Here is a 2,264-nt window from a genome sequence, read left to right as displayed (position 1 = left end):
AACTCATTTAAATCACTTTGCTATTAAGTACAAATTGATTCTTAGAGCGAACCAGATTGCTTGGCAGGAGCTTAAAAATATGGCAGCTTAAAATTGACCGTGCGTAACATGAGTAAGTTAGCAGCTTGGGTTTACCATCTTAATATCCTTGAATAAATCAATTTCTTCTGGCTCGTTCGAGTTTGCTTGCCGAATTTTTTTTAATGAGCTTTCATAATTATCGGTGTATTCAGTAATGCGGCTCCCTTTTTTATCTAGCTCAGCTTCGGTATAAAAATAATCACCCGCATCACTTTCCCCTATCCACATACGGCAAGGTAGTTCACCGCCTGAGACCGTGCATAAATCAGTATAAGTGGTTAGGGTTTGAAAATTGGTTAAATGTTTTTTTAAATCATTACGGTAGCTTACAACCCTTCCCATTCTGCAAGCATCTAGATCCAAATTTTTTAGAGGTTTTTTTTTTAATTCCAAATCATTGAGCAGGATATCAACCAATTCTTCAGCATCATACCCTGCAATTAATTGGGCATCAGTGTCGCCTTGGGCGTTAATAAGTATAGAATCCCCAGGAGAGACTCGGGATAATAAGTAGTTCACATTATCGGGTTCATAGAGATTGATGATCATTTGGGTAGAGGCTCTTTTTTTAGCCTCGTGCAAAATTAAAGTAAATTTTTCCGCATCAGGCGCATAGACGAACCTCACATCCTGACCATATAGTGTGGTCAAAACAGTGCCCGCATCCGCACCAGAAATGAGTTCATGATCCACTTGTTCTGGATATTGATCACTGTAACAATAAAGTTCGATTACATGTGTCCGATTTGATTTAAAAAATTTAGCGCGAGCCATAGTCATTGGGGGAAGTATAAAAATAGCTCATTTTAGCAGATAAACATTATGTTTTTATTAAGAAAGCAATTGTTGAAAAATTTTACCCTCAATTAAGCTCAAGCACTACCTCGGATTGTTGGGCCGTTCGGCCCAACACTGCTTAAACTCTTGAGCGGATGCTCCTAAAATTATCCTCTTATAAACAAGCAACCTCACCATTATAGAGAGGGGTTTGCAAATAAAATTCACTCACATTATGTTTAACAACCTCAGTCACACACTGGCTACGTTCAAAGACCGCCCTTTGGCGCTCAGAACTTGTTCCATGGCTCATTATTGTTTTTAAGGTAGTAAAATAAGTTTCATACCCTAATTGCTTACTATAAGGAGCTAATTTAACAAACCACTCAGCAAGATCTTCGCGCAATAACTTGGTTTTACCCTGGGTATTGGTTACTAATTCAGCATCTAATCCATAACGAAGCGCGCGCCATTTATTTTCTCGAGCGAGCCAAAAGTTAGGATAATTAACAGTCTCGAGCCACATACCATTATCGTTAAACCAATGAGCGAGTGTATGGATGAATGCCACTAAGCCTAAAGCTTCAGAAAGAGTCGCAGCGCCATCGCAAACACGTAACTCTAAGGTGCCAAAAGCAGGACTAGGCCTTAAATCCCACCATAAATCTTTCATTGATTTAATAGACCCACACGATTTAAGCGTTTGATAAAGTTGGGCGAACTCCTGCCAATTGCGGGCTGGATAAGGTTGGCCTGCTGTTGGCAAGGCCTCATAGGTGGTAGGCCTACATGATGAAAGTCCGGTATCAATACCCTGCCAAAAAGGTGAGCTCGCAGAAAGTGCTAACAAATGAGGCAAAAAATACATAAAAAAATTATTAAATCGGATACATTCATCACCACTGGCCATACCCAGATGGACATGCAAGCCATAGACGCTCATTCGTCGCGTTAACCATTGGTTCCTATCAATAAGTTCTTTATAGCGGGGGTTAAGTGAAATTACCCAGTCTGAATATTTTGAAAAAGGGTGAGAGCCGGTAGTTGCAAACAATACCCCAGAATCTTGAGTGCTCTGGTGTAAGCTCGCTATGGTCTCATTTAAATCCGTTTCTATGTCTTGAACCGAATAACATTTTTCAGTATTTATTTCGAGAGTACTTAAATAAAATTCGGGCTTTATTTTTTCTAAATGGCGTGTTAGTTCTAGAATTTCCTTTGCTTTTGCACATAAATTATAAGTCTTAGCATCTAGTAGTTGCAGCTCTATTTCTACCCCTAAGGTCAAAATTAGCTAGGTCCGGGGATCTGGAACAAAATTCAGGAAAAATAAGAGCTATTCCCGGTTTGTTAGTTCATTCACCTTACTCTCAGAATGGCTTATCCACAAGTCCATAGGCCAGGAG

General features: G+C 39.6%; 2 protein-coding genes. Both read right to left on the bottom strand.

Going from position 1 to position 2,264, the window contains the following annotated elements; translation table 11 throughout:
• Positions 1-117: 117 nt before the first annotated feature.
• Positions 118-855, bottom strand: a complete 738-nt coding sequence (locus ELY15_RS15245; RefSeq protein WP_127101532.1) for a hypothetical protein — start codon at positions 853-855, stop codon at positions 118-120.
• A gap of 178 nt (positions 856-1,033) precedes the next feature.
• Positions 1,034-2,146 carry a YbdK family carboxylate-amine ligase gene (locus tag ELY15_RS15240; RefSeq protein WP_233586848.1) on the bottom strand — a complete coding sequence of 371 codons (1,113 nt, stop codon included), beginning with the start codon at positions 2,144-2,146 and terminating at the stop codon, positions 1,034-1,036.
• Positions 2,147-2,264: the final 118 nt, after the last annotated feature.

Origin of the sequence: Legionella sp. km772, from assembly GCF_003989735.1 — a bacterium.
Classification (GTDB): Bacteria; Pseudomonadota; Gammaproteobacteria; order Legionellales; family Legionellaceae; genus Legionella.
The sequence above is the reverse complement of the archived record's forward strand: the minus strand, read 5'-3'. Positions and strand labels throughout refer to the sequence as shown.